The organism is Streptomyces sp. NPDC037288, from assembly GCF_055603265.1.
In genome coordinates this window covers 101,719-126,069 of sequence record NZ_JBVJVY010000027.1, presented here as the reverse complement: position 1 = coordinate 126,069, position 24,351 = coordinate 101,719, and the positions used below count along the sequence as shown (strand labels likewise).

General features: G+C 71.8%; 23 protein-coding genes. 14 read left to right on the top strand and 9 right to left on the bottom strand.

What is annotated here, in order from left to right:
- Positions 1–216: 216 nt before the first annotated feature.
- Positions 217–1,044: a HEAT repeat domain-containing protein gene (locus tag ACZ7GZ_RS27415; protein WP_471028113.1), complete on the top strand. Its 828-nt coding sequence runs from the start codon at positions 217–219 to the stop codon at positions 1,042–1,044.
- The gene (locus tag ACZ7GZ_RS27410) at positions 1,038–2,084 is read left to right on the top strand and encodes a MerR family transcriptional regulator (protein WP_471028112.1); all 1,047 of its coding nucleotides are present in this window, start codon (positions 1,038–1,040) and stop codon (positions 2,082–2,084) included. The genes ACZ7GZ_RS27415 and ACZ7GZ_RS27410 overlap by 7 nt, the downstream gene beginning before the upstream one ends.
- Before the next feature lie 184 nt (positions 2,085–2,268).
- On the opposite strand, the gene ACZ7GZ_RS27405 is transcribed toward ACZ7GZ_RS27410, so the two are convergent.
- Positions 2,269–2,751, bottom strand: coding sequence for an RICIN domain-containing protein (locus ACZ7GZ_RS27405; RefSeq protein ID WP_471028110.1), 483 nt, complete (start codon positions 2,749–2,751; stop codon positions 2,269–2,271).
- Here ACZ7GZ_RS27405 and ACZ7GZ_RS27400 point away from each other — a divergent pair.
- The 5 genes from ACZ7GZ_RS27400 to ACZ7GZ_RS27380 all read left to right on the top strand — a co-directional run bounded on the left by ACZ7GZ_RS27400 (position 2,731) and on the right by ACZ7GZ_RS27380 (position 8,029).
- Positions 2,731–3,687: a WD40 repeat domain-containing protein gene (locus ACZ7GZ_RS27400; protein WP_471028107.1), complete on the top strand. Its 957-nt coding sequence runs from the start codon at positions 2,731–2,733 to the stop codon at positions 3,685–3,687. The two genes, ACZ7GZ_RS27405 and ACZ7GZ_RS27400, sit on opposite strands and share 21 nt — an antisense overlap.
- 215 nt (positions 3,688–3,902) lie before the next feature.
- On the top strand, positions 3,903–5,171 hold the full coding sequence (locus tag ACZ7GZ_RS27395; RefSeq protein ID WP_471028105.1) for an MFS transporter: 1,269 nt from the start codon (positions 3,903–3,905) through the stop codon (positions 5,169–5,171).
- A 182-nt stretch (positions 5,172–5,353) separates the two neighbouring features.
- The gene (locus ACZ7GZ_RS27390) at positions 5,354–6,652 is read left to right on the top strand and encodes a phosphatase PAP2 family protein (protein WP_471028103.1); all 1,299 of its coding nucleotides are present in this window, start codon (positions 5,354–5,356) and stop codon (positions 6,650–6,652) included.
- Positions 6,653–6,713: 61 nt separating this feature from the next.
- Entirely contained in the window at positions 6,714–7,079 is a 366-nt protein-coding gene (locus ACZ7GZ_RS27385) for a hypothetical protein (protein ID WP_471028120.1), read from the top strand.
- A gap of 128 nt (positions 7,080–7,207) precedes the next feature.
- The gene (locus ACZ7GZ_RS27380; RefSeq protein ID WP_471028100.1) at positions 7,208–8,029 is read left to right on the top strand and encodes an SDR family NAD(P)-dependent oxidoreductase; all 822 of its coding nucleotides are present in this window, start codon (positions 7,208–7,210) and stop codon (positions 8,027–8,029) included.
- 40 nt (positions 8,030–8,069) lie between these two features.
- Here the strand turns inward: ACZ7GZ_RS27380 and ACZ7GZ_RS27375 are convergent, their stop codons facing one another.
- The 6 genes from ACZ7GZ_RS27375 to ACZ7GZ_RS27350 all read right to left on the bottom strand — a co-directional run bounded on the left by ACZ7GZ_RS27375 (position 8,070) and on the right by ACZ7GZ_RS27350 (position 15,473).
- Positions 8,070–9,230: an MAB_1171c family putative transporter gene (locus ACZ7GZ_RS27375; protein ID WP_471028097.1), complete on the bottom strand. Its 1,161-nt coding sequence runs from the start codon at positions 9,228–9,230 to the stop codon at positions 8,070–8,072.
- On the bottom strand, positions 9,217–9,639 hold the full coding sequence (locus ACZ7GZ_RS27370) for a regulator component (protein ID WP_471028094.1): 423 nt from the start codon (positions 9,637–9,639) through the stop codon (positions 9,217–9,219). Before ACZ7GZ_RS27370 ends, ACZ7GZ_RS27375 begins: the two co-directional genes overlap by 14 nt.
- Before the next feature lie 253 nt (positions 9,640–9,892).
- The gene (gene meaB, locus ACZ7GZ_RS27365) at positions 9,893–10,897 is read right to left on the bottom strand and encodes a methylmalonyl Co-A mutase-associated GTPase MeaB (RefSeq protein ID WP_471028091.1); all 1,005 of its coding nucleotides are present in this window, start codon (positions 10,895–10,897) and stop codon (positions 9,893–9,895) included.
- Between the two features lie 7 nt (positions 10,898–10,904).
- Positions 10,905–13,079 carry a methylmalonyl-CoA mutase gene (scpA, locus tag ACZ7GZ_RS27360; protein ID WP_471028089.1) on the bottom strand — a complete coding sequence of 725 codons (2,175 nt, stop codon included), beginning with the start codon at positions 13,077–13,079 and terminating at the stop codon, positions 10,905–10,907.
- Positions 13,079–14,878, bottom strand: coding sequence for a methylmalonyl-CoA mutase family protein (locus ACZ7GZ_RS27355; RefSeq protein ID WP_471028088.1), 1,800 nt, complete (start codon positions 14,876–14,878; stop codon positions 13,079–13,081). Before ACZ7GZ_RS27355 ends, scpA begins: the two co-directional genes overlap by 1 nt.
- 85 nt (positions 14,879–14,963) lie before the next feature.
- Positions 14,964–15,473, bottom strand: a complete 510-nt coding sequence (locus tag ACZ7GZ_RS27350) for a MarR family winged helix-turn-helix transcriptional regulator (RefSeq protein WP_471028087.1) — start codon at positions 15,471–15,473, stop codon at positions 14,964–14,966.
- A gap of 113 nt (positions 15,474–15,586) precedes the next feature.
- On the opposite strand from ACZ7GZ_RS27350, the gene ACZ7GZ_RS27345 reads away from it, so the two are divergent.
- Positions 15,587–16,114, top strand: a complete 528-nt coding sequence (locus ACZ7GZ_RS27345; RefSeq protein ID WP_471028086.1) for a YceI family protein — start codon at positions 15,587–15,589, stop codon at positions 16,112–16,114.
- Positions 16,115–16,116: 2 nt separating this feature from the next.
- On the opposite strand, the gene ACZ7GZ_RS27340 is transcribed toward ACZ7GZ_RS27345, so the two are convergent.
- The gene (locus ACZ7GZ_RS27340; RefSeq protein WP_471028084.1) at positions 16,117–17,880 is read right to left on the bottom strand and encodes a hypothetical protein; all 1,764 of its coding nucleotides are present in this window, start codon (positions 17,878–17,880) and stop codon (positions 16,117–16,119) included.
- Between the two features lie 225 nt (positions 17,881–18,105).
- Here ACZ7GZ_RS27340 and ACZ7GZ_RS27335 point away from each other — a divergent pair, with 225 nt between their 5' ends.
- From ACZ7GZ_RS27335 to ACZ7GZ_RS27315, 5 genes are all read left to right on the top strand, one after another.
- Positions 18,106–18,495 (top strand): cell division protein SepF, encoded by a 390-nt coding sequence (locus tag ACZ7GZ_RS27335; protein ID WP_471028083.1) that lies wholly within the window; start codon positions 18,106–18,108, stop codon positions 18,493–18,495.
- Between the two features lie 553 nt (positions 18,496–19,048).
- Complete coding sequence (locus ACZ7GZ_RS27330) at positions 19,049–20,245, top strand: AAA family ATPase (RefSeq protein WP_471028082.1); 1,197 nt, start codon at positions 19,049–19,051, stop codon at positions 20,243–20,245.
- A complete protein-coding gene (locus ACZ7GZ_RS27325; protein WP_471028080.1) occupies positions 20,242–20,610 on the top strand; it encodes a nucleotide pyrophosphohydrolase in 369 nt (122 codons plus the stop codon). Before ACZ7GZ_RS27330 ends, ACZ7GZ_RS27325 begins: the two co-directional genes overlap by 4 nt.
- 166 nt (positions 20,611–20,776) lie before the next feature.
- A complete protein-coding gene (locus tag ACZ7GZ_RS27320; protein WP_471028079.1) occupies positions 20,777–21,265 on the top strand; it encodes a DUF6099 family protein in 489 nt (162 codons plus the stop codon).
- A gap of 101 nt (positions 21,266–21,366) precedes the next feature.
- Positions 21,367–22,290 carry an LLM class F420-dependent oxidoreductase gene (locus tag ACZ7GZ_RS27315; RefSeq protein WP_471028077.1) on the top strand — a complete coding sequence of 308 codons (924 nt, stop codon included), beginning with the start codon at positions 21,367–21,369 and terminating at the stop codon, positions 22,288–22,290.
- 52 nt (positions 22,291–22,342) lie between these two features.
- Here the strand turns inward: ACZ7GZ_RS27315 and ACZ7GZ_RS27310 are convergent, their stop codons facing one another.
- Entirely contained in the window at positions 22,343–23,260 is a 918-nt protein-coding gene (locus ACZ7GZ_RS27310) for a D-alanyl-D-alanine carboxypeptidase family protein (RefSeq protein ID WP_471028076.1), read from the bottom strand.
- A 122-nt stretch (positions 23,261–23,382) separates the two neighbouring features.
- Between ACZ7GZ_RS27310 and ACZ7GZ_RS27305 the strand changes: the two genes are divergently transcribed.
- Positions 23,383–24,321: a hypothetical protein gene (locus tag ACZ7GZ_RS27305; protein WP_471028074.1), complete on the top strand. Its 939-nt coding sequence runs from the start codon at positions 23,383–23,385 to the stop codon at positions 24,319–24,321.
- Positions 24,322–24,351: the final 30 nt, after the last annotated feature.

Genomic DNA, 24,351 nt, shown 5'->3' with positions numbered 1-24,351 from the left:
CCCGCACCCTCTACGACGAGGCCACCGCGTGGTCACACCACGCAACCCTCGCCGGAGCCGCTTGACATCCCTACGCCATGGGATGTCTGACCTGCACTTTTCCGGACCCCGCCGAAGACGACATCTTTCCGATCACGCACCACGTGGAGTGCGTGGCGATCCTGGAGCCCACTTCCAGGCGACTCTGGTGGCTTGACCTTGACACACTGTCAAGGTGTGCCCTGGGTACAGGAGGTGGCCCCCATCATCACGACCAACGGAACCCCACAGGACCCGCGCTTGGCCAACGCCCTCGGGGCCAACGACTCGTCGGTCCGGCTTCGGGCGGCCCTGGCGGTCGGCTCGAACCCCGACCCCGGCTTCCTGGAGACGCTGGTCGAGCGGTGCGCGGTCGAGCCGGACCTCTTCGTGCGAGACATGCTGTCCTGGGCGCTGACCCGCCTCCCGCCGGAGATCACCCTGCCCCGGATGCGCGGGGAACTCGGCTCTGAGCGCACTCAGGCCCGCAGTCAGGCGTTGCACACGCTCTCCAAAATCGGCGACGAGAGCGCGTGGGCCTGGATCACGCGCGACCTGCTGCGCGACGCCGACGACGAGGTCGCGCGGGCCGCGTGGCGCGTCGCGGTCGTCCTCGTGCCCGAGGAAGAGAAGAAGGACCTGGCCGACGAACTGGTCAGGCAACTCGGCCGCGGTGACCGCGATGTGCGGCTGAGCCTGAGCCGGGCCCTCGTCGGCCTCGGTGACGTGACCGAGCCCGCCTTGGAGAAGGCCGCGGCGAGCGCCGACCCGGTGGTGGCCGCGCACGCTCGTGCCACCGAACTGCTCCGGCAGAACCCGCAGACCGGTTTCGACGCGGCCATCGACGAGGCGAAGCGAGTCGTCACACTCGGCCCGGAACGAGCCGCTGCCGCCGCCGCGATGGCGCGGGGAGCCGCCGAGACCACGGAGTCGACTGAGTCGACTGAGGCTGCCGAGTCGACGGAGGCTGCGGAGACCGTGAAGGCCGCGGAGACCGCGAAGGCTGCGGAGACCGCGCAGTGCTGATCGGCGAAGTGGCCCGCCGCTCGGGGGTGAGCCCGCGGATGCTCCGGCACTACGACGCCCTGGGGCTGGTGCGGCCGACCGGTCGCACCGTCGGCGGCTACCGCGAGTACTCCGCCGAGGACGTCCGCAGGATCTTCCACGTGGAGAGCCTGCGCTCCCTCGGGCTCTCCCTCAAGCAGATCGGGCGCGCGCTGGAGAACCCGGCCTTCACGCCGTCCGCCCTCGTCAGCGATCTCATCCGGTGGACGGAGGACCGCTTGGAGCGGGAACAGGAACTGCTCAAGCGGCTCCGCACGATCGATGCGTCGGCGCCGGCCGGCTGGCAGGACGTCCTGCGCATCGTCGAGCTCATGCAGGGGCTCGGCTCGGCCAGCGCCGCGCGCAGGTTGCAGGCCGTCCTGGCCCCGCCGGAGGGGCCGGTTCCGGCCGAGCTGCTGGCCGGGGCGGTCCTCGCCGAATCTGACCCGAACGTCGCGGGCGCCCTGCGCTGGGCGCTCGCCCGATCGGGCGGCGACGGCGTGGCGGCACTGGCCGCCGGCGTGCACTCGGACGACGTCGACATCCGGCGGCGCGCGGTGCGGGCGATCGCCGGGATGTCCGAGGCCCCGGGTGTGACGGCGGTGCTTGCGGACGCGCTCGGGGACCCGGACACGACGGTGCGCGGGCAGGCCGCTCTGGCGTTGGGCAGGCGTGGCGTGACCGCGACCGTGCCGACACTCGTCGGCATGGTGGTCGAGGGCTCCAGCGATGTCGACGCGGCGGAGGTCCTGGGAACGCTGTCCCGGGATCCCGGGTGTGCGGACCGGATCGTGACCGCACTGGTCGACGAACTCGCCGCGCCCACCGCGGACTCCGCGACGCGGATACGCCTGACCCAGGCGCTGGTCGAGCTGCCGGGGACCACCGTGCAGGAGGTCCTGCGCCGACTGGCTCGCGACGACGACGCCGCCGTCGCCCTCGTCGCCTCGGCCTTCGTCGGAGTTCTCGACGAGCGGTCCCCCGAAGACCGAGGGGACGAGGATGCCCGCGCTGGTTCCTGATGTGACCGCGGGTCTGGTCCCGTTACCTCGTCCGAGTGACCGCGGGCGGTTCCGACCCGGCCTCATCCGTCGTGCACAAATCTCATCCTTGTGATCGGCAAGGTGCTTCGCGACGCCAGGCCCGCGGTGTCACGCCACCAGGTGACCGTGGCCCGGCACGTCATGTGCCGGGCCGGGCCCACGTTCAGAAGTCCCAGCTCTGGCTGGGAGCTCCGTTGCAGCTCCAGCTCACCAGGAGCTGGCCGGCCTCAGGCCGGCCACCCAGGATGTCGAGGCACTGTCCGTTCATCCGGTTACGGATCTCGGGGCCGTTGCGGAACCACTTCTGGTTGATGCCGCCGTCGCAGTCCCACATGCTCACCGAGCCCAGGTCACCCGGATTGAACGCGTAGATCTCCAGGCACTTTCCGTTCATGCTGGAACGGATCTGCTCACCGTCCCAGAACCACTGCTGGTTGGTGTTGCCGGTGCAGTCCCACGTCACGGTGGAGGCGCCGTTCTCCTGATGGAACGCGAAGATGTCGGCGCACCGTCCGTTCAGGTTGGACTTGAGCAGCGGTGCCGCGGCGTATGCCGGCGGACCCGCCAAGGTACCGCCGACCGCGAGTCCGATGGCCGCCAGCAGCGGCACCAGTCGTTTCGCAGCTTGTGGGACGTCGTCGGGCACGCCCACCACCCCGTCCGGCTGGCGGTTCTGCACCAGCCCTGTCGGCTGCTGGCGGTCGCGTTCGGGCAGGGCGGCCGCGTCCTGGCGGCGGCGAGCGAACGATCGGTACGGCTGTGGGACGTGGTGAACCGGCGAGCACCCATCGAACTGAGCACCCTGCCGTACCAGCCGGCCGCGCCGACGTGGGTGGTGTTCCGGCCCGGCGGCGACGTCCTCGCCACCGGCGGCCCAGGCGGCCACCTGCTGGCCGTGTGGGCGCACGATGCGGCCGGTCTGTGGGACCTGACCGATCCCGTCCACCCCCGGTCGCTGAGCCGGTTCGCCGAGGGCGGGCCGGATGTCACGAGGGCGTCGTTCCGGCCGGACGGCCGCACGCTGGTGACGAGTACGGGAGACTCCGGCTCGCTGCGGTTCTGGGACATCCGGGATCCGCGCAGCCCCCGGGAACTGCCGTCCCCGTTCCGGTCCGACCCGCTGACCGATGGCGTGTTCAGCCCCGACAGCCGGACCCTGGCCGCCGTCCACCGGACGGACAGGACGGTCTGGCTGATCGGTATCGGCGACCTCGGCCGCCCGGGGAAGGTCACGCGGGGACGGGCGTCCGGCTCCTGGCTCTACGCGCTGGCCTTCTCCGCGGACGGCCGCCGGCTGGCAGCCGGCGCCGCGGACGGCAAGACCCTGCTGTGGGACGTGAGCGCCGCGGCCGATCCCACCGTCCTCACCGGCCACTCGAATCCGGTACCGGCCGTGGCGTTCGGCCCGCACGGCAACACCCTGGCCACCGGCGGCAACGACTTCACGATCCGGCTGTGGGACACCGGCCTGGACAGGGTCGCCGCCCGCATCTGCGACAGCGCGTACCCGCGGATCACCAGAGCCGAATGGGCACGGTACTTCCCGGCGGTCGCCTTCACCCCACCCTGCCCTCCCTCATGAGGGTGCGGAACCCTCGAAACGTCACATGTGTGCGTCCGGCAGGCCGCAACCGCGGCTCTGTCGCCCGGTGTGCCCACGCCGGGCACGGCGATGCAGGCGGAGCACGTCGTTCCGGCCGTGCTCCCTGTTCCCCCGGCCGGCACCGGGCGGCAGACTGCACTGGCGGTCGGCGCCCCCCCACGTGGCCCGGCCATGAGAGGGAGGGAGAACCGCCCGTGACGAGCACCGCCTCAGCCACCCCTGCCGGCACATCCCCCCGGCCCGAGGCGCAGCGCCGCGTCCTGGCCGTCCTGGTCGGCAGCCAGATTCTCAGCGGGGCCGGACTCGCAGCCGGCGTCACCGTCGGAGCGCTGCTGGCGCAGGACATGCTCGGCTCCACCGAACTCGCGGGCCTGCCCAGCGCCCTGTTCACCGCCGGCTCCGCCCTCGCCGCCGTCATGGTGGGCCGCATCTCGCAGGCCCGGGGCCGCCGACCGGGCCTGGCCGCGGGATACCTGACCGGCGCCGTGGGCAGCGCGGGCGTCATCGCCGCCGCCGTCGCCGGCCATCCCGTACTGCTCTTCATCGCCCTGTTCGTCTACGGCGCCGGTACGGCCACCAACCTCCAGGCCCGGTACGCCGGAGCCGACCTCGCGGCGCCCGCCCACCGCGCCCGCGCCGTCTCCACGGTCCTGGTCGCCACCACCCTCGGCGGCGTCGTCGGCCCCAACCTCGCCGCACCCACCGGCGACCTCGCCGGCACCCTCGGAATCCCCACGCTGGCCGGGCCGTTCCTGCTCTCCGGCACCGCCTACGCGCTGGCCGCCCTCGTCCTCGCCGTATGGCTGCGCCCCGACCCCCTGCTGCTCGCCTGCAGCCTCGACCTCCAGCAGCGTACGGAGGCCACCACGGGGAAGGCGGCGGGCGACACGGACCCGGCCCCGGCACGGACCCGCGGCCCGGGGCTGATACCGGGTGCGCTCACGATGATCCTCACCCAGCTCGTCATGGTCGCGATCATGACGATGACCCCCGTGCACATGCACGACCATGGGCACGGCACCGCCGCCTCCGGCTTCGTCATAGCCCTCCACGTCGGCGCCATGTACCTGCCCTCACCGCTGACCGGCTGGCTCGTCGACCGGTACGGCCGTACGGCGATCGCCACCGCCTCCGGCCTCACCCTCCTGGCCGCCGCACTCACCGCCGCCGCGACGCCCGCGGACTCCGTCGCCCCGCTGGCCCTGGCACTCGCCCTGCTGGGGCTGGGGTGGAACCTCGGCCTCGTCTCCGGCACCGCGATGATCACCGACGCCGTGCCGCCGGCCACCCGCGCCAGGACCCAGGGCATGGTCGACGTCTCCATCGCCCTCGCCGGCGCCACCGGCGGCCTCGCTTCCGGCCTCGTCGTCTCCGCCGCCGGCTACCCCGTCCTCGCCCTCGCCGGCGGCATCCTCGCCCTCGCCGTCCTGCCGGCCGTCGCGGCCACCGCGAGCAGCAGGTGAGCCGTGCAACGGGTGACGCGATCCTCGACCAGCGAAGGCCACGGGAACCACTCCGATAGCATGTTCGAGCCTGTGGCGATCAGCTTCATCGCCTTTCACTTATTCAACCCACATCGAACAAATCGGCCAGACGATTGATATCTAGAGCGTCGCGGGTGTTTTCGCGAATAGACGGCAGAACTGTGCTGTGGGCCGCAGTGGGTGTGGCGGCTCTTGGATTCCTCATCACGCTGGAGATCGCCGCACGCCGCTACGGTCAGCCGGGGCCGATCGCCGACCAGCTGACACGGCTGGTGTTCGCGCCGAAGCCGGGACCGCTGTACGGCGGTCTGGCGTTGATGATGGTGGTGCTCACCTGGCGGCAACGGTTCATCGCGGCCGGTGCCGCGATCGGCATCGACGTCGTCGTCGCGCTGGTGCGGTGGGCGGTCGACGCCAAGACGACCGACGGCCGTCTCTTCGGCAACGGTGCGCTGTGGGTGATGCTGGGCTGTGCGGTCATCGCCGTCACGCGCCGCACCGGCGCCGAACGCGTCCTGCTGCTGAAGGGCGTCGGGCTGGGCCTGCTGCTGGTGGCCGGCCGTAAGGCCGGCGACACCTGGCTGCTCATCACGTCGAAGACCCGTCCGTCGGTGCTCGACCAGTACGTGGCGACAGCCGATCACGCGCTGGGCAGCCCGTCATGGCTGATGGGCCGGATCGTCACGGCCACCACCCCGGTCGGCCCCCCACTTCTCCACGTGGTCTACGCGCAACTCGCGGTGGCCGCCGTCGTCGTCGCGCTGTACCAGCTGCGCAACGTGGCGGTCGAACGCCGCTTCCCGCGCCATCATCTGGTGCGCACCTTCCTGCTGATCGGCCTCCTCGGGCCCGGCATCTACATGCTCTTCCCGGTGGTCGGACCCGTCTTCGCCTACGGCCCCGGGGCCTCCGGCACCGGCGGCCTGCACTGGGCGGTGGCCGACCTGTGGCCGCACACGCCGCCGCCGGTCAACCCCCCGCACCCGATCCCGTACGACGGGATCACCCCCCGCAACTGCATGCCCAGCCTGCACACGGCGTGGGCTACCACGATCTTCATCCACTCCCGCAAGGGCCCGCGGATCCTGCGCTGCGCGGGCACCTTCTGGCTGGTCGCCACGCTCACCGCGACGCTGGGATTCGGTTACCACTACGGCGTGGACCTCGTTGCCGGCGTGGTGTTCGCGCTCACCATCGAGGCAGCGCTGCGCTGCTTCGACCGTGGCTGGGACCGGTCGGGAATCCAGCTGGTCGGCTACGGCGCGACGGTCTTCGCCACGCTCCTGGTGTCGTACCGCTGCCTTCCGGTGGAGATGGCCAGATGTCCGTGGGTGTTCGGGCCGCTTCTCCTTCTGGCGATGACCTCGGTGGTCTACGGCTACGTCCGGACCACCGGACTGTGGGAACCGACGGCCGCACCGACGCGGCAACCCGAACCGCAACCCGAGCCGGCGTGCTGATGACGAGCACTGCGTGGTGTCTATCCTGACCCTGCACGGCCGCACAGGGGGAAGGGTGATGATGGACTCGTTCTGGTGGGTGCTGATCGTCTTCGGGACAGGTGGCTTCGGGTGGGCCGCCGACACCGTCCGTACCGCGCTGAAGAACCGGCATGAGCGGAAGCTGCAACTGATGGAGGCGGCGAAGCAGGAGCGTCTCGCGCTCGAAGCGGCCCACCGGACGCCGGAACCCGTGTGCGGGTGTACACACCACCTGGCCAAGCACGACAAACAGGGCCGCTGCCACGAACGCGTAGAGGTCCCCACGGCCTGGGACGAGACCAAGAAGCCGTTGCGCTACGAGGCCGGGCAGTGCAACTGCCAGCAGTACGTCGGCCCGCAGCCCCTGTCCCAGGTGTACGCCGAGGACCTGACGGACCGGATCTGACCGGTATTCAGTTCTCCGGCGCGGTCCGTGGGAGCTTGTCTCAACATCATCGGTGGTGCACCGTGCGCCCTGTGCCCCCGTCTACGATCGAAGCCGTTTGGTGATCTCGGACAGAGGGTCGAAGGACAGTGACGGACGGGCGAGTTGTCATCGTGACCGGCGCGGGCTCGGGCATCGGCGAAGCCACCGCGCGGCTGCTGTGCGAGGGCGGTCACCACGTGGTCGCCTCCGGGCGGCGGGCCGAACCGCTGCGGCGGCTGGAAAAGGAGACCGGGGCACTGGCGTGTCCGTCCGACGCGGGTGACCCGGAGGCCGTCCACGATCTCGTGCGGGCGGCCCTTGACACCTACGGGCGGCTCGACGGGCTGGTGCTCAACGCGGGCATCGGGCGCGGCGGAACCGCCGGGGACCTGTCGCTGGAGGACTGGGACGACGTCATGCGTACGAACGTCACCGGTCCGATGCTCCTCCTGCGCGCGGCGATGCCGCACCTGGTCCAGGCGCGGGGAGCGGTGGTCGGCGTCGCGTCGGTCTCGGCGTTGCGCAACGGCCCGGGCAACGCCCCGTACGCCACGTCGAAGGCCGCCCTGCTGCAGCTGTGCCGTTCCGTCGCCGTCGACTACGGGCGGCAGGGGGTACGCGCCAACGTGGTGTGTCCCAGCTGGATCAGGACCGAGATGGCCGACCGGCGCATGGCGCGTTTCGCCCAGGAAGCGGAGCTGGGCGACGGCGGCATGGAGGCCGCCTACGAGGAGGCGACCAGGCTTCTGCCCATGGGCCGGCCGGGCGAGCCGCGTGAGGTCGCCGAGGCGATCGGCTGGCTGCTCTCTCCGGCGGCGTCCTTCGTCAGCGGCGCGGTGCTCACGGTGGACGGCGGGGCCACGGCCGTCGACCTCGGCACCGTCGCGTTCGACCACCACATCGCACCGCGCGGCGGCAGCGAACTCTGACCCCCGCCACTCCGACGCCTCTGCCCGGCGCCTCTGCCGGTCAGGGGCGCCGGGGGCGCAGGGGGACGGGCACGGGGCGGAACGGGCCGGTGGCGGAAGGCCACATCCTGGCGATCGCCAGGAGCGTCGCCGGGCTGCCGCGTTCGACGCCGGGCAGCGGGCACGGGTCGGACGGCGCCGCGCCGCTCAGCTTGGCCCGCCGGGCCTCGCTCAGCGCGCCGGCGAGTGCCGCCGCGGCCAGGCGATCGCCCCGCATCCCGGCACGGCCGGCCTCCCGATGGGCCGTGTCGTACGCCTCCGGCCGGACGTACTGCTGCAGTTCCAGGAGCGCGTCGTACGTCTCGATGATCTGCCGGTGCGCCTGCAGCGCCCACGAGGAGCGGGGACGCAGCACAGCCTGCAGCCGGGTCCGCTGCGGGCCGGCCAGGGCCACCTGCGGGACCGCGTCCACCAGATCACGCCACAGTGGCCACAGCCGCCAGACGGTCCGCAGCGCCGCCAGGGACCGGGCGAGGGCGGTCACGACCGGCACCAGCAGCGAGGCCGCGCGGAAGAGGCCGTGCACGCTGATGATCACGGACAGGCAGGGCAGCAGATCCTGGTCGGGCACATAGAGGTGGTAGAGGTAGCCGCACCAGAAGACCAGGGCCAGAACGCTGCCCGTCGCGAACATCCGGAGCGACCACACGAGGTCGCGGTCGGCCGTCCGCAGGCTGTACGGCCAGCAGACGACGACGGCGGCGGTGTCCCCGGCCAGATGGGCGACGGCGAGGATCAACCAGTACAGGGACGAGGCGGTGGCCGGACCCTGGGGTGACGCCGGGGCGGCCGTCTGGGCGACACCGAGCAGATCCAGGGCGAGCAGCGAACCCAGCGCCGTCACCAGGCCCAGGATCACGGTGACCCGCTGGTGCCGGGCGCGGGTGGAGTCGACGATGAAGAGCAGCACCAGGCCTGCGCTCAGCACGCCGATCAGGTTACGGGTCAGCGAGACCGTGTGGGCGCCGACGCCGAGGGCCCCGAACCGGGCCACGACCTTTGGCTGGAAGAGCGTGATGGCGATGGTCGCGGTGAAGACAGTGAGCCACAGTCCCCGCTGGTTCGGCAGGCGCAGCGCGGGACCGGCCCGCCAGACGAGGGCGATCCACAGGGCGACGACGCTGCAGACTCCGACGTGGTCCGCCAGCTCAGTCGCTGTCAACGGCCGTCACTCCCAGGAAGGCGCCGAGTCGCCCCAGGGGACCGGTCGGGCGGCCGGGCTTCCCGGCGCTCTGTATCAGACTGGCGATCATCTCGGCTTCTTGTTCCTCGCTGGTCGTGTAACTGGTCCGGGCCATGATCCGGCTGACGACGTGCGGCTGGAGCTGGAGATCGCCGACCAGCGGACCGGCCAGGTCCTCGGCCCGGTTGGTGATGCCCCGATGGTGATCGCAGAGCACATGGCCGATCTCGTGGAGGATGATGTGCTCCCGGTGCAGGGGCGCGGTCCGGGCTTCGTAGAAGACGTAGTCGGCCTTGTCGGTGCCCATCCAGAGCCCGCAGATCCCGGTCGCCGCGACCTCCTCGGGCAGTTCCCTGAGCACGAGAGGGCGGCCCCTCAGCTCCTCCACCCGCGCATGTATCGCCTCGAAGGGGAGGGAACGCTGTACGCCGAGGTCACGGAGGATGGTCAGGCATCTGCGTTGCAACGCGACGTATTCACCGTTTGTCCTCACTTACTGTCTTGACCCCCTTCCGATGAAGACAGCTCGTGGCACGTCACGTTGTGCTTGCGGCCCGTACTCGCCCCAAGCTAACCAACCGTCCGCCGCCTGGACCAAGTCCGGGCCGCCTTGTGCCCGGCCTTTGGCTCAAACCGGACGCTCAGGCCCGGGCCGGGGGAGTCGTACGCCCCTCGAACGCCTCCAGGATGCGTTCCGCCGCGAGTGTCGCGGTCAACCGGCCTTCCCTGACCCGCCGTTCGAGGCCGGGCGCGGCCTCGCGCACCGCCGGGTCGGCGTGCAGCCGGCCGAGCAGTTCGTCGCGGACCATCGCCCAGGTCCAGCCGACCTGCTGATCGCGCCGCTTGGCGGCCAGCCGCCCGGTGGAGTCGAGCAGGGTGCGGTGCTGTTCCAGACGCTCCCACACCGTGTCCAGGCCGGCCGACTCGCGGGCGCTGCAGTGCAGCACCGGCGGGGTCCAGAACGCGTCCTTGCCGTGCATCAGCCGCAGCGCGCCCGCCAACTCGCGTGCCGCCGCCCGCGCGTCGCGCTCGTGGGGACCGTCCGCCTTGTTGACGGCGATCACGTCGGCCAGCTCCAGGACACCCTTCTTGATGCCCTGCAGCTGGTCCCCGGTGCGGGCCAGGGTCAGCAGCAGGAAGGAGTCGACCATGTCGGCGACCGCGGTCTCCGACTGGCCCACGCCGACGGTCTCGACGAGGATCACGTCGTAGCCCGCCGCCTCCATCACCACCATCGACTCGCGGGTGGCCTTCGCGACCCCGCCCAGCGTGCCCGCGCTGGGGGAGGGCCGGACGAAGGCCGCCGGGTCGACCGCCAGGCGTTCCATACGCGTCTTGTCGCCGAGGATCGAGCCGCCGGTGCGGGTCGAGGACGGGTCGACCGCGAGGACGGCGACCCGATGGCCGAGCGAGGTCAGCAGCGTGCCGAACGCGTCGATGAACGTCGACTTGCCGACGCCCGGCACCCCGCTCACGCCGATCCGCCGCGCCCGGCCGCTGTGCGGGAGCAGCTCGGTGAGCAACTCCTGTGCCAGCGCCCGGTGCTGCGGCCGGGTGGACTCGACGAGCGTGATGGCGCGGGCCACCAGGGCCCGCTTGCCGTCGAGCACACCCTTCACATAGGTGTCGAGATCGATCGCAGCCATGCGGGGGCTACAGGTCGTGGCCGAGGTCGGCCGACAGGCGCTTCACCAGGTCGTACGCCGCGTCCGGGATCACCGTCCCGGGCCCGAACACGTCTGCGGCGCCCATCTCCAGCAGGGTCGGCACGTCCTGCGGCGGGATCACTCCGCCGACCACGATCATGATGTCCGCGCGGCCCTCCTCGGCGAGCTTCTCGCGCAGCGCCGGTACGAGCGTGAGGTGACCGGCGGCCAGCGACGACACCCCGACCACGTGCACGTCCGCCTCGACCGCCTGCCGGGCGACCTCCTCCGGCGTCTGGAACAGCGGGCCGACGTCGACGTCGAAGCCGAGATCGGCGAAGCCGGTGGCGATCACCTTCTGGCCGCGGTCGTGGCCGTCCTGGCCCATCTTGGCGACCAGGATGCGCGGCCGGCGCCCCTCGGCCTCCTCGAAGGCGTCCACCAGGGCACGGGTGCGGTCCACGGAGGGGGACTGGCCTGCTTCGTTGCGGTACACGCCGGAAATCGTACGGATCTGGCTCGCGTGCCGGCCGTACACCTTCTCCAGGGCGTCGGAGATCTCACCGACGGTCGCCTTGGCGCGGGCCGCGTGTACGGCCAGCTCCAGCAGGTTCTCCTTGCCGTCGGCCGCCCGCGTGAGCGCGTCCAGGGCGTCCTGGCAGACCTGCTCGTCCCGCTCCGCGCGCAGCCGCCGCAGCTTCTCGATCTGCTGGGCGCGTACGGAGGAGTTGTCGACCTTCAGGACCTCGATCTGCTCGTCGCTGTCGACCCGGTACTTGTTCACACCGATCACCGGCTGGCGCCCGGAGTCGATGCGGGCCTGCGTCCGCGCCGCGGCCTCCTCCACGCGCAGCTTCGGGATGCCGGCGTCGATGGCCTGTGCCATGCCGCCCGCCTGCTCGACCTCCTGGATGTGCGCCCAGGCCTTGCGGGCGAGGTCGTAGGTCAGCTTCTCCACATAGGCGCTGCCGCCCCACGGGTCGATGACCCGGGTGGTGCCCGACTCCTGCTGGATGAGCAGCTGGGTGTTGCGGGCGATGCGCGCCGAGAAGTCGGTCGGCAGGGCGAGGGCCTCGTCCAGGGCGTTGGTGTGCAGCGACTGGGTGTGGCCCTGGGTCGCCGCCATCGCCTCCACGGCCGTACGCGTGACGTTGTTGAACACGTCCTGCGCGGTCAGTGACCAGCCCGAGGTCTGCGAATGGGTGCGCAGGGACAGGGACTTGGTGTTCTTCGGCTCGAACTGGGAGACCAGCTTGGCCCACAGCAGCCGGGCCGCCCTGAGCTTCGCGACCTCCATGAAGAAGTTCATGCCGATCGCCCAGAAGAAGGACAGGCGCGGTGCGAACGCGTCGACGTCCAGACCCGCCTCCCGGCCCGCCCGGATGTACTCCACGCCGTCCGCGAGCGTGTACGCCAGCTCCAGGTCGGCCGTCGCGCCCGCCTCCTGGATGTGGTAGCCGGAGATGGAGATGGAGTTGTAGCGGGGCATCCTCTGCGAGGTGTACGCGAAGATGTCCGAGATGATCCGCATCGACGGCTTCGGCGGATAGATGTAGGTGTTGCGGACCATGAACTCCTTGAGGATGTCGTTCTGGATGGTCCCGGCCAGCTTCTCGGGCGGTACGCCCTGCTCCTCCGCCGCCACGATGTACAGCGCGAGCACCGGCAGCACGGCGCCGTTCATCGTCATCGACACGGTCATCTTGTCCAGCGGGATGCCGTCGAACAGCTGCCGCATGTCGTAGATCGAGTCGATGGCCACGCCCGCCATGCCGACGTCACCGGTCACGCGCGGGTGGTCGCTGTCGTAGCCGCGGTGCGTGGGCAGGTCGAAGGCGACCGACAGGCCCTTCTGGCCCGCCGCCAGGTTGCGCCGGTAGAAGGCGTTGGACTCCTCGGCGGTGGAGAAGCCCGCGTACTGGCGGATCGTCCAGGGCTGGTTGACGTACATGGTCGGGTACGGGCCGCGCAGATAGGGCGCGATGCCCGGGTAGGTGCCCAGGAAGTCCAGGCCCTCCAGGTCACGGCCGGTGTACAGCTGCTTGACCCCGATGCCCTCCGGGGTCTCCCACAGCGGCGCTTCGCTCCCGGTCGCCCGCTCGACGGCCGCACGCCACTGATCGGCACTGCCGTCGGCGACCGGCGTCCCCAGCTCGATGCCGGAGAAGTCGGGGATTCCCATCAGGACACTCCCATGCGGTCGAGGGTCGCGGACAGCACGGCCACGGCGTCGCAGCCCGCGAAGACGTACGAGTCGATGCCGGAGTACTCGGCCGGGCGACCGGCGAGGAACACGTGCCGGGCACCTGCCGTGCGCAGCGACTCGGCGGTCAGCTCGGCCTGTTCGGCGTACAGGGCGTCGCTGGAGCACAGCACGGCCTCGGTGGCGCCGCTGTCCTCGAAGCCGCCCTCGGTGACCGGCTCGATGCCGCCGGCCTGGAAGAGGTTGGCGGCGAAGGTCGCGCGCGCGGTGTACGCGGCGGCCGAGCCGATCGTCGCGAGGAAGACGCGCGGGCGGGCGCCGGTCGCCGCGAGGTGGGCGTCGGAACGGGCGCGCAGCTCCTCGAACGCCTCGTCACGGCGCACCCGGGGCAGACCGCCGGACGGCGGCTCGGGCGCGGGTTCACGCTCCACCGGCTTCTCGTCGAGCAGCGGGAACTCGCTGACCCCGGTGACGGGTTCGCGCCGCTTGGCGAGCTTCTTGGAGCGCTCCGCCCAGGTCGTCGCGAGGTCGGTGCGCAGCCGGCCGGAGCGCAGCACGGCCGCCTGGCCGCCGTCGCGTTCGATCGTCCGGAAGAACTCCCAGGCCGCATGGGCGAGTTCGTCGGTCAGCCGCTCGACGTACCAGGAGCCGCCCGCCGGGTCGGTGACCCGGGCCAGGTGGGACTCCTCGATGAGGATCGTGGAGGTGTTGCGGGCGATCCGCCGGGAGAACCCGTCGGGCAGGCCGAGCGCGTGGTCGAACGGCAGTACGGTCACGGAGTCGGCGCCGCCGACCCCGGCCGCGAGCGTCGCGACCGTCGTGCGGAGCATGTTCACCCACGGGTCGCGGCGGGCCATCATCACCGGTGAGGTCACCGCGTGCTGCACCTGAGCGCCCGGTGCTCCGCAGACCTCGGCGACCCGGGCCCACAGCCGGCGTGCGGCACGCAGCTTGGCGATGGTGAGGAACTGGTCGGCGGTGGCGGCGTAACGGAACTCCAGCTGCCCCGCGGCCTGTTCGACGCTCAGCCCGGACTCGGTCAGGTCCCGCAGATAGGCCACACCGGTGGCGAGCGAGGCGCCCAGCTCCTGCGCGGCCGAGCCGCCCGCCTCGTGGTACGGCAGCGCGTCCACGGTCAGCGCGCGCAGGCCCGGGTACTGCTCGGCACAGCGTGCGGCCAGGGCGGCGTACGGCGCGAAGTCCAGCGGGCTGCCGGTGCGGGCCTCGTACCCGAGCGGGTCGCCGCCCAGATTGCCGCGTGCGGCCTTGGCGTCGACGCCCTTGTCCGCGTAGAGCCGCAGCAGTGCCCCGGCCGCCTGCTCGGTGTCCCGGCCCGCGTCCAGGACGATCGGCGCCAGGTCGAGGTACACCCCCTCCAGTGCCCGGCCCAGCTCGTCGACCGGGATGCCGCCCTCGCCCAGCACGAGCCACAGCGAGGTGCCGCCGTTCTCCAGGTCGGCCAGGACGGCGTGCTCCGTGCGGGCGGTGTGCCGCTGCCGTACGTCCCAGCCGCCGGTGTTGCCCTCGGGGCGGCTGCCGCGCACATACGGGGCGAAGCCGGGCAGGCCGGGGTCGGGCGCGGCGTCGCGCGCGGTGTAGAGGGGCCGGGTGCGCAGCCCGTCCTCCAACGTCGTGGACAGAGCGTCCTCAGCTGCCGCGCCCGAGACTTCCTTGCCCGACTTGCGCAGCACGCCCTCGACCAGGCGTTGCCACTGCTCGTGTGTCGCGTCAGGGAACTCGGCGGCCAGTGAGAGCCCGTCGTCAGGCAGGACCGTCATGGCTCGGATGCTAGGGCAGCACGCTCAAGTGAGTGCACGGCAGGGGCTGTGAGGTTTCCCTCCTTGCGCTTGTGACCCGCGCCGCTCAGTCGCCGGAAGGCTCTTCGTCCGGGTCCGGAAGCTCCGGTACGAGCGCGCACACGGCCGCGCGCTGGTCGGAGCCCATGGAGTCGGCGAGGGCCTGCCGGACGGTTCCGGCGAGCAGCTCGGAGGTCTCGCCCAGCAGGTCGCGCGCCTTGTCGGTGAGGGCGACCTGCACGCCTCGCTTGTCGCCGCAGACCGACCTGCGGGTGACGAGGCCGGCCCGCTGGAGGCAGGCGATCTGGTAGGTGAGCCGGGTCTTGGGGCGGCCGAGGAGGTCGGCGACCTGGGTCATGCGCAGTCCGCTGCGAGGCTGTTCCGCCAGCAGGCACAGGATCAGGAACTCGTCGTGGGAGACGTCGAGGGTCTCCTTCACGACCGACCGCAGCCGCTGCTCCACGGCGCCCGTCGCGGCCAGCAGGACCATCCACGCGCGCAGCTCGGCGGGCAGCAGGCCGGCGCCCGCGGCGGGGCATCGCAGCTGGTCGGCGGGGAGCGCGTCGGAGTCGGGCATGAGACGAGTCTAACCGTGGTCCAAATTTGGACGAGTTGGTTGTCCAATTTTGGATGAGCGACTAGCGTGGCCTAGTCATCCAAATTTGAACCACTCGACTCGGGAGTACGACCATGACCGTCGCCGTGCAGACAGGCACCTGGCAGCTCGATCCGGCCGCGTCCACCGTGGCAGTGCGGCACAAGACACTGTGGGGGCTGGTCACCGTGAAGGGCACCTTCACCGCCGTCAGCGGCGCGGGCGAGGTGCGGCCCGACGGCTCGGCCACCGGCACGGTGACCCTGGACGCCGCCTCCCTGGACACCAAACACGCCAAGCGGGACACCCACCTGCGCTCGGCCGACTTCTTCGACGCCGGCACCCATCCGGAGATCACCTTCGCCGTCCGCGGCGCCGACCGCCTCGACGGCGACGGTGACGGTGACGGCGTGCGGGTCACCGGTCAGCTGACCGTGCGGGGCGTCAGCAGGCCCGTGACCCTCACCGCGCGCCTGGCCGGCGCGCGTGCCGACGCGGTCACCCTGGAGACGGAGTTCACCGTGGACCGCGAGCAGTTCGGCATGGGCTGGAACCAGCTGGGCATGATGCGCGGCCTGACCACGGTGACGGCGGGGCTGCGCTTCATCCGCACGGCCTCCTGAGGTCAGCCCTCGGGGTCGAGCTCGGCCCGCTTCACGTCCCGCGTGGACAGCGTCTGCGGGGTCGCCGTGAAGGCGCGCAGCCGCAGCCGGGTGCTCTTCTTCGCCGGCACCGGGAACCTGCCGGACGGCGCCCGGAGTTCGACGGTCGCCGTCGTGTGGGCGGGGATCGTGGCCGGTCCGCGCACCTGCGTCCAGTACCGGTTCATGCCCTGGCCCGTGGTGATCATGTAGTGCGGGGTGAGCGCGTGGTCGCCGGTGTTGGTCACCTTCACGGACATCGCGGAGACCGTGTGCGCGGACGGGTGCCTGACCGCCGTGATGTCCATCCGCAGCGGCGGCCTGCCGGTCACCGCGAGGGTCGCGCTCACCAGAGCCGGTGCCACCAGCAGCACCACGGCCGTGACCAGGGCGGGCCGTCGGCGCGTGCCGGTCAGCCACCGGGGCCGCGGCTGCCACGCGCCCGAGAAGTCCGACAGCGGCACGGTGATGGCCGCCGCCAGCCACAGTGGCGTCATCAGCAGGTAGTAGCCGTCCTGGGAGCGGGTCGCCACATAGAAGGCGCACCAGGGCAGCACCGTCGCGGCCGGACCCAGCCGCCGGACGAACAGCGCGAACAGGGCCAGCAGGGCCGCGGCGAGCAGCATGCTCGCGTGGCCGTACCAGTCGAGCCGGTCGCTGCCGTGGGTGAAGTACAGCGAGATGCCCACCAGGCCCTGGCCGTGCAGCACCGCGCCCTGCGTCAGCGGCAGCGCGATGCCGCCCAGCCACGGACCCGGCTCGGTCACGATGAAATACGCGTTGACGAGCAGCCAGGTGAGAGCGGCGATCCCGAGGATCCGCAGCACCACCCGCGCGGCCTGCCGCCCGCCGAGTTCGCCGCGGCGCACGGCGAAGATCCCGGCCAGCAGGAACGGCGTGACGAACCAGGGGAGTTGCTGTGCCGCGCACGCGGCGCCGAGGCACGCGGCCCGCGCGATCCCGGCCGGGCCCAGCCGGCCCCCGGCGCCGAGCCGCGGCCAGCGCACCACCACCGGCACCAGCAGGACCAGGCCGACGATCGCCGGATAGCCCTGACGGGCGTACATCGGCAGGAAACCGAAGCCCAGACAGAGCATCGTCGCCGCGGAGCGCCAGGGAGCCGGCAGCAGCCGCCACAGCACGACCGTGCCCACGATCAGCACGACCGTCACCGCCGCCGTCGCCGGTGCTCCGTTGTGGCCGAGCCACAGGAAGGGGGCGGTGACCAGCGGGGTCAGCGGGGGATAGCCGTACGTGAAGTCGTAGCCGCCGGTCGTCGTCGCCGTCAGGGCGACGCCCTTGAGGCGGAAGAGCCACGGCCACGGCTGGTCGTACAGCTGGTGCCCGCTGACCATCTCCTTCGCGGCCTGGGTGGTGAGGACCGCCTCGTCGCCGCCGGCGTGGTTCAGCGCCCAGGTGCACAGCGTGAGGACGATCGCCGTCCCCAGCACCACGAGGTCCAGGCGGGCCAGTGAACGCGTGCGGCGAACCGTGAGGGCGAGCACGCCGGTCACCAGGATCGAGGCGTAGCAGGCGGAGATCGCGGCCGCGAGGACCAGGTGGTGCGTGGCCGCCTGCGTCCACACGGAACGCGTGCCGATGAACAGGCTGACGTCGGCGAGCAGGGTGAGCACGCGGTGCCACTGCGCGGGCGGCCCGTGGACCTCCGCGCGGGCAACCGGGAGGGAGGACACCGCCGACCGCGTCCGCCGGCCGGGTGCCACCTGCTGTGATTCTGCCAAGTGCACGGGAGGGGACGCTATCGGGGGCGGATGACCGGCACGTGGCCGGGCGTGAAGAGAACGGTATGAGCGCGGTAAGAAGCGGGCGTAAGCGCACATGTGCCGCGGTTCGCTCCCCACGGTGGGGCACCGGAGCGGTCGCGCAGTGTGTCGTTGTTGGGCCGAACGGGTGACTTGGCGTAAGAATTGGCTGGTGCAGGCAATGAGTGCGAGTCAGGTCGGGGGGAGCCGGTGAGCCGCTACGACGTCACCGATGAACAGTGGGAAGGGCTCGCCCAGGTCGTGCCGCTGCGGGGCCGCGACGCCTGGCCGTCCGCGGTGAGCCATCGCTCGCTGCCGGACGCCGAGACAGAGACCCGGCGCCGGTTCGTGGTCCTGCGGGTCAATGTCTTCGCGGACGCCCGGGAGGTCGCCGAGACACTGATGGCCGGCGCGCCGGTCCTGCTGGACCTGACCAGCGCGGAGACCGAGGTCGCCAAGCGCGTCCTCGACTTCAGCACGGGCGTGGTCTTCGGCCTGGGCAGCGGAATGCACCGCGTCGACCGCAATGTGTTCCTCCTCACCCCGCCCGGCACGGAGGTCAGCGGGCTGATGGAGGGAGTGGGGGTGTCGGGCGGCTGAGAATGCCTCCGGCGGTCGAGCCTGCGGTGTGCGTGATCAGCGCGGTATCCGAGGCGGCGGAGTCCGGGGTCTTGGCGACGAGCGTGCGCGGGGCGTGGGCCCTTCTGGTCGGGCGGCCGGTGCCGTGCGGCCGGTGGGTTGCGGTGATCGCCGGCCGGTGAGCTTCGGTGACGGAGCCATGGTGTCGGCGCTGCGCTTCCCGGCGGGGCGGCGGTAGTGGTGCTGCGATGTCGGTGCTGCGCTGGGGCGGGGTCGACGGTGCGGGTGCCGGCGGTGAGGGTGCTGTGAGGTCCGCGCTGCGCTGGGGCGGGGCGGGTGGCGGTGGTGCCGCTACGTCCGGCCTGTGCTTCGGCGGGGTCGGCGTTGACGGCGCCGTGGTGTCGGCGCTGGGCTTTCCGGCGGAGGCGGCGTGTCCGGTGGGCCCTGTCGCTCTCGCCCGCCGTCACTCGACCGAGTGGCCCTGGTGCCGTTTGCGCCTGCCCGATCGCCCGATCGTAGGAAGGTGCCGGACGGGAAACGGTTCGGCAGGTGGGCCGGGCCCTACTGTCCGGGCATGGCCGTGCCCTCCGTGTCCGCCGAACCGCCGGCGGCCGACGCGTTCACCGCGACCGTCCCCGCGCAGTCCCGTGAGTCCCCCGATGTGCGAGCCCGGATCACCGAGTTGAGGCTGTCGGCCTTCGCCGGGCACCGGCGGGCCGGGTTTCCGCTGGGGCCCGTCACCCTGTTCGCGGGGCCCAGCGGCGCGGGGAAGACGACCGCGCTCGCGGCGTACGAGGCACTCGCCCGGCTCGGCGGCGGAGCCACGCTCTACGAGGTGTTCCCGGACCCGGTGGCCTGTGTGCCGCAGCGGGCGCGTCCCGACGCGGAAGGGCGACGGGGCTTCCGGATCGGCTGTACGGCCGACGGCGCCGGGGGACCGGTCCGGCTCGACGTCGCCGTACAGGCCGAACCGGAGCTCAGGATCGTGGGGGAGCGGCTGACCGCGGGCGGGGTCGTCCTGCTGGAGACCGCGCTGCGCGACCCCGGGCGCGGTACCGTCCAGGCCGCCTGGCACACCGCGGGCTCCGCCCCGGTGACCCGCGCCCCGCTGCCCGACGACCGCCTCGGTACCGCTCTGCTGCCGCTGCGCGTCGCCGGCAAGACGGACGGACAGCGCCAGGTGCTCGCCGCGGCCGAGCAGATGGTGGTCGCCCTGCGCTCCGTCTTCCCCTGCGATCCCCGCCCCGAGGGTATGCGCGCCCCCGTTCCCACCGGCTCCGGCCGGCTGCTGCCCGGCTGCGACAACCTCGCCGACGTGCTCTGGCGCACCCGCGCGCAGTGCGCCCGCCGGCACGGCCGGCTGGTCGAGGCGCTGGGCGCGGGCCGCGCCGGCCCGGTGACCGACCTGGTCGCCGAACCACTGCCGGACGGCACGGTACGGGCGCTGCTCGACCGCGGCGCCGGCCCGCGCACCGAACTCGCCCGGCTCGGCGACGGCGAACTGCGCTATCTCGCACTGACGCTGGTCCTGCTGACGGGGCCCGGTGTCCTGGCCCTGGACGCCCCCGGCGAGGTGCCCGACGCCCTGCGCACCCTCACCGTCCTCACCGACGGCTTCGACCGCTGTCTCGACCCGGCCCAGCGCCGGGCACTGCTGCGGACGGCCGTCCGGATGGGCGAGCGCGGGCACATCCGGTGCGTGGGCGCGGTGAGCGACGCCTCGTGGGCGGCCGGGGCCGAGGGCGTCACGGTGGTACACCTGGACGCGTGACGGAACCTCTCGACCTGGCCCGACTCCAGCGCAGGCTCACCGAGTTCGCGGCCGCGCGGAACTGGCAGCCCTACCACACCCCCAAGAACCTCGCCGCCGCCCTCTCCGTGGAAGCCTCCGAACTCGTCGAGATCTTCCAGTGGTTGACCCCCGAGGAGTCGGCCCGGGTGATGGCCGACCCCGGCACCGCGCACCGAGTGACGGACGAGGTCGCCGATGTCCTCGCCTACCTGCTGCAGTTCTGCGAGGTGCTCGGCATCGACCCGCTGGCCGCCCTGTCCGCCAAGATCGACCGCAATGAACAGCGCTTCCCGGTGCCGGGACCGGAGGGCGGCTCCGAGGGGCGTGAACCGCCGGAGGACTGAAGCCCGTTGTCACTCTCCGGAGTCAAAACGCCTGTCGAATCCGAATTGTTGTCCACAGATTTCCGCCTACCTCTGGCTTTTCGCCCCGCGCACCTTCACTCTGGGTAGTGGACAAGGGAGTTCCAGCGGGCGTGCGGGGACGCACGCGGAAGGACGGGGGCGACGCATGGATGCGGTACGGCTGATCCTCACGAGCCGGCGTGCCCTGGCGGGCGGCGCCGACGCGGGCGAGATCATGGCGGAGGTGTGGCAGGCCCAGGCGCTGGCCCAGGCGATAGGCAGCCGGCTCGCGGTCTCCGGACCGCCGGAGCTGCGCGGTGAGGCGCTCGGCCTGACGGAGCTGGCGGGCCGGGGCTGCGGAGTCCTGGACCCGCCCGAACTGGACCTGGGCGATCTGCGCGCCGCCCAGCTCACCGAGCTGGACGACGCCCGCGAGACGCTGCTGTGCCTCGGGGGTCTGCTCGGCGAGGTCGGCATATCCCTGGTCGGCGTGGCCAGCGCCGCGGCCGACGAGACGACGTACTGGCAGTGCATGGAGGCCATCGACGCGGCCGACGAGTCCCGTGACCGCGTCCGGGAGATGCTGCGCAAGCTGGCGGCACGGGAGGAGGCGTTACAGGACGACGGCAACCGGAACAGTCCGTCCGGCGTGTGAGGACGAGGCCGTTTCGGCCGGTGAATTTCACCCGACCGTGGACGGCCGTGCCCGGCGGTACCGGCACGGTGGACGCGGTGTGCGGCGTGCAGGATAGATGTATGGACCTTCGAATCTTCACCGAGCCCCAGCAGGGGGCCACCTACGACACCTTGCTCACCGTGGCGAAGGCCACCGAGGACCTGGGCTTCGACGCGTTCTTCCGCAGCGATCACTACCTCCGCATGGGCGGCACCGACGGCCTGCCCGGCCCCACGGACGCCTGGATCACGCTGGCCGGCCTGGCCCGCGAGACCAAGCGCATCCGCCTCGGCACCCTGATGACTGCAGGAACCTTCCGGCTGCCCGGTGTGCTCGCCATCCAGGTCGCCCAGGTCGACCAGATGTCCGGCGGCCGGGTGGAGCTGGGCCTCGGCGCGGGCTGGTTCGAGGAGGAGCACAAGGCGTACGGCATCCCGTTCCCGAAGGAGAAGTTCGCGCGGCTGGAGGAGCAGCTCGCGATCGTCACGGGGCTGTGGGCGACCGAGGCCGGCAAGACCTTCGACTTCCACGGCGCGTACTACGACCTGACCGACTCGCCCGCGCTGCCCAAGCCCGCCCAGCGGAAGGTCCCGGTGCTCATCGGCGGCCACGGCGCGACCCGTACGCCGCGGCTGGCCGCCCGGTACGCCGACGAGTTCAACATCCCGTTCGCCTCCGTCGACGACAGCGAGCGGCAGTTCGGCCGGGTGCGGGCCGCCGCCCGGGAGGCGGGCCGGAGCGCGGACGCGCTGACGTACTCCAACGCGCTCGTGGTGTGCGTCGGCCGGGACGACCGGGAGGTCGCCCGGCGCGCCGCCGCGATCGGCCGTGAGGTGGACGAGCTGAAGGCCAACGGCCTGGCCGGCTCGCCGGCCGAGGTCGTCGACAAGATCGGCCGGTACGCCGAGATCGGCTCCCGGCGGATCTATCTGCAGATGCTGGACCTCGACGACCTGGACCACCTGGAACTGATCTCGGCTCAGGTCCAGTCCCAGCTGCCCTGACGGCGCTCGGGCGAGTGGCCGCCGCCGTACCCGGCGGCGGCCACCGCCTGCGTCAGCCGCGCTGTGCGAAGCCGTAGTCGAGGATCTTCGCGGCGTCCGTGAAGCGCTGGTCCGGCGAGGTGTCGGCGAGGACCGTGCCCACGATCGTCCGGCCCCCGCGGGTCGCCGCGAACACCAGGCAGAACTTCGCCTCCGGCCCGGAGCCGGTCTTCACGCCGATCGCGCCCCGGTAGGTGCCGAGCAGCGTGTTGCTGTTGTTCCACGCCTCCATCGCGTGCGTGCCGCCGCCCGGCCGGTAGGACTTCATGTCCTTGTACACCGGGGTGCCGACGACCTTCCTGAACGTCCTGTTCTTCAGCGCGGTCGCGGCCAGCTTCGTCAGGTCACGCGACGAGGCGTGGTTGTTGCCGTTGGACACCCCGTCGAACCCGTCGAAGTGGGTGCGGGTCAGGCCCAGTTCACGTGCCTTGCTGTTCATCTTGGCGATGAACGACCTGGTCCGCTGGGCCGTCGTCGATCCGGTGCCGTAGGTGTCCGCGAGGGCGTAGGCCGCGTCGCAGCCCGAGGGCAGCAGCAGCCCGTACAGCAGGTCGCCGACGCTCATCGAGTCGCCGAGGATCAGGCGGGCGCTCGAATAACGCAGGTTCTTCGTGGTGGGGTCGATGACGTAGTCCGTGTACTCCTTCTTGATCTTCACCTTGCGGCTCAGGTCCAGATGGGGCTGCGACAGCACCACCAGAGCCGTCATGATCTTCGTCGTGGACCCGGTCCGCAGCTGCGCGTCCGGCGCCTGGCCGAACAGCGTCTTGCCCGTGGCCGGGTCGAAGGCGTACGCGCCCTCGGCCGACACCTGCGGTGCCGGGGCCGCCTGGGCGGGAGCGGCCGCGAGGACCCCCGTGGTCAGGACCGCTCCCGCCAGTGCCGCGACGACGGTTCGTCTACGGGCGCCGGCTTCGTGGCCGTAGGTCATGGTCACCCCTTGCGTCAGTGGTCAGTTGACGGTTGATCACTATGCCGTAACGGTGGACGTTCTGTGTGGGAACTGTGGGCTCCGTCACGGCGCCCGCGACCCGGGCCTGGTCGGATGGCCTGGTGCGAAAAGTCCTTCCTCTCGCCCTCGCCGGCCTGCTCACCCTGTCGGCCTGCCAGTCGGCCGGTCACGACGACCCCGTCGGCGAGGCTCGCCGCCTCAACACCATGGCGGCGCTCCCGCTGCACGCCTACATGCCGGATCCCGCGTCGGACGGCGTACGGGCCATCAACAGGGCGCAGTGGGTCCTGGGGAAGCAGTGCATGGTCCGCCTGGGGTTCGCCGGCTTCGCGACGCTCCGCACCGAGGCGGTCGAGTCGACCTACCCGGTCCGGCAGGGGGCACTCGCGGTCGAGGGCACGTCCGGTGACGACAGCCTCTACGGCGTCGTCGACCCCGGTCTGGCGTCCGAGCACGGCTACCACAACCGCACACCGGACGCCTCCACCCAGCCCCAGGAGTGGCCCGCCGACCAGTACACCGCGCTGACCGGCAGCTTCGCATCCGGCGAGAGTCGCTTCACCCACGGCCACCGCATTCCCGAGGGCGGGTGCCTGGGGCAGGCGATGCGGAGGATCGACGGCCCGGCCCCCAAGGCGACGAAGGTCAACGGCGTGAAACTCACCGGTTATTACCCGCTGGTCTTCCAACTGTGGTACGAGTCCCACAAGAAGGCGACCGAGGACCCGGCCTGGAAGAAGGCCGACCGCGCGTGGTCGGCCTGCATGAAGAAGAAGGGCCTCTCCTACTCCGACCCGGACAAGGCCTCCACCGACTCGCACTGGTTGGGGCACGGCAAGCCGTCGGGAACGGAGAAGAAGACGGCGACCGCCGACGCCCGGTGCAAGCTCGACACCGGGTATGTCCCGGCCGTGCAGTCCATCGAGACGCGCACGCAGAAGGCCTCGATCGGCGACAACAAGGAGAAGCTGGAGGCCGTGCGGGCGGCGGCCGGACGGGCCGTGCGCAACGCCCGGACGGTCATCGACCACGAGAGATAGCGGACACTGCGAGAAAACCGGTGGTCAGCG